This is a genomic window from Saccharothrix coeruleofusca, assembly GCF_014648515.1.
In the GTDB taxonomy this organism is placed as follows: Bacteria; Actinomycetota; Actinomycetes; order Mycobacteriales; family Pseudonocardiaceae; genus Actinosynnema; species Actinosynnema coeruleofuscum.
Genome location: NZ_BMRG01000002.1, coordinates 522,736 through 524,492, shown reverse-complemented (window position 1 = coordinate 524,492; position 1,757 = coordinate 522,736). Strand labels below are relative to the sequence as shown.

The window sequence follows — 1,757 nt, the reverse complement described above, 5'->3', positions numbered from 1 at the left end:
GTGCGCGACGCCCTGCGCGCCGCCGCGGCGCGCGGTGCGCGGGTGATGTCCATCTGCACGGGGGCTTTCGTGCTCGCCGCGGCCGGGCTGCTGGAAGGCCGCCGGGCCACCACGCACTGGATGCACGCGGACAACTTCCGCGCGCTGTTCCCGTCCGTGGACCTGGACCCGGACGTGCTGTTCGTCGACGGCGGCGACGTGCTCACCTCGGCGGGCGTCGGCGCGGGCGTGGACCTGTGCCTGCACCTGGTGCGCAACGACCACGGCAGCGAGGTCGCCAACCGGGCGGCGCGCCGCTGCGTCGTGCCGCCGTGGCGACCCGGCGGGCAGTCGCAGTTCATCGTCCGACCGGTGCCCGAAGTGGCGGGCACGTCCACCGCGCCCGCCCGCGCCTGGGCGCTGGAACGGCTGCACGAACCACTCGACCTGCGCGCGCTGGCCGACCACGCGCGGATGAGCGTGCGCACGTTCACCCGCAGGTTCCGGGAGGAGACCGGCGTCAGCCCCGGCAAGTGGATCGCGCAGCAGCGCGTGGAGCGGGCGCGGCACCTGCTGGAGACCACGGACCTGCCGGTGGACCAGGTGGCCCGGCACGCCGGGTTCGGCACCGGTGCCGCCCTGCGCCAACAACTGGCCGCCGCCCTCGGCGTCTCCCCGACCGCCTACCGGGCCGTGTTCAATGGCCCCGGCTCCGCCGGGGCGGCTCGGCCGCCTGGAAGTCGGCCCATCGGCACGCGTTTCGCGGAAAATCGAAAAGCGTGATTTTCCGCGAAAGGCATGCCGGCAGGCCGACGCGGCCTCGCGTGGTGGTTGGGGCGTCTGCAAGTACTACCGGGGGTGGGGCTGAGCGACGCTTGCTACTACCCGGCGTCGGGGGTGGGTTCGAGGAAGGGGCGGAGGAGGTGCGGGACGGCTTCGTCGGCCAGTGCCAGGCCGTCGGCCTCGCCGACGTCGGTCACGTGGTAGGCGCTGTCGCCCGCGGCGGTGGTGGCGGAGATGGTCAGCAGGCCGGAGCGGCGCTGGAAGAACGACTGGGAGATCCGCCAGCCGATGATGCCGGTGCGTTGCAGCGCAACGGTTTCCCGCAGCGCCGAGCCACCGCGGCTGAGCAGGTGGCGCTCGGTCAGTGCGTGCCCCAGCGAGCGGTACCGGTCCCAACCCAGCCACGCCGCGAACGGCAGCAGCGCCAGCGCCGCCTGCCACGCCCAGTCCGGCGCGAACACCGCCAGCACCGCGGCGAGCACCAGCACCGGCGCCAGCGCGCGGACCATGCGCCGCCGCAGCGCCGCGCGCGGGTGCCGCCGCAACGGGGTCAGCGTCGGCGACTCCGGCACCCCCAGCACCTCGGCGGCCACCCGGTGCGCCTCGCCGACCGGCGCGGGCGGCAGCAGCAGGTTGCTCTCGCCCTTGCTGCCCAGGCCGGTGGTGACGGAGGTGGCCTGCGCGCCACGACCCGCCCGCAGCAGCAGCGGCTCCTTGATCTCGACACCGCGCAACCGTTGCTCCGCAACGGAAACCGAGCGCGTGGTGAGCAGACCGCGGCGCACCCGCACGGTGCCGTCGGGCTCGCGGGTCAACTGGTAGTTCCAGTACTGCACCAGGTACAGCAGCAGCGAGCCCAGCGTCGACAGCACCAGCACGACGAGCACCGACACCGCGATGGTCAGCCCGAGGGGCCGCTCCACCACCCAGTGCGCCGCGTCGGTCATCGGCTCCAGCACCTCGATGTCCAACTCGCGCGCGTAGTTCATCACGAT

General features: G+C 73.8%; 2 protein-coding genes. One reads left to right on the top strand and one right to left on the bottom strand.

The window, feature by feature from the left end:
* On the top strand, positions 1–762 hold a 762-nt coding region (locus IEZ00_RS07125), incomplete at its 5' end, for a GlxA family transcriptional regulator (protein ID WP_229795194.1).
* A 98-nt stretch (positions 763–860) separates the two neighbouring features.
* Here IEZ00_RS07125 and IEZ00_RS36330 read toward each other — a convergent pair.
* The coding region (locus IEZ00_RS36330; protein ID WP_229795191.1) for a PH domain-containing protein at positions 861–1,757 on the bottom strand (897 nt) is incomplete at its 5' end.